This window comes from Pseudomonas sp. HMSC057H01 (assembly GCF_001836405.1).
Classification (GTDB): Bacteria; Pseudomonadota; Gammaproteobacteria; order Pseudomonadales; family Pseudomonadaceae; genus Pseudomonas; species Pseudomonas aeruginosa.
In genome coordinates this window covers 1-511 of record NZ_KV828424.1, presented here as the reverse complement: position 1 = coordinate 511, position 511 = coordinate 1, and the positions used below count along the sequence as shown (strand labels likewise).

Here is a 511-nt window from a genome sequence, read left to right as displayed (position 1 = left end):
GGCTTCAGTGATGCCTCGTTCTACACCTGGCGGGCCAAGTTTGGCGGTATGACCGTGGCGGACGCCAAACGGTTGAAGGATCTTGAACTGGAAAACAGCCGATTGAAGAAGTTGCTCGCCGAGGCCCACCTCGACATCGAGTCGCTGAAAGTGGTCGCCCGGGGAAAAGGGTAAGCCCGACAGCACGGCGGGAGGCGGTGCAGGAGATGCAGGCGCGAACTGGCATCTCCGAGCGTCGTGCCTGTCAGTTGATCGGGCTGTCCCGCTCGGTGTTGCGCTACCAGCCGCGAGCCAGTGTGCAAAACGAGCTGCAAGCCCAACTGGTGGAACTGGCCCAAGAGCGCCGGCGCTTTGGCTATCGCCGCCTGCACATCCTGCTGCGGCGTGCTGGCGTGCAGGTCAACCACAAGCGGATCTATCGCCTGTACCGCGCTGCCGGCTTGATGGTGAAACGGCGGCGGCGCCGCCATGGCGTCGCGGTGGAGCGCGAACGTCTGAGTTTGCCGAGCGC

At 64.0% G+C, this 511-nt stretch carries 1 pseudogene; it reads left to right on the top strand.

What is annotated here, in order from left to right:
• Positions 1-511 (top strand): annotated as a pseudogene (locus tag HMPREF2581_RS31820) (IS3-like element ISPa32 family transposase); the annotation flags it as partial.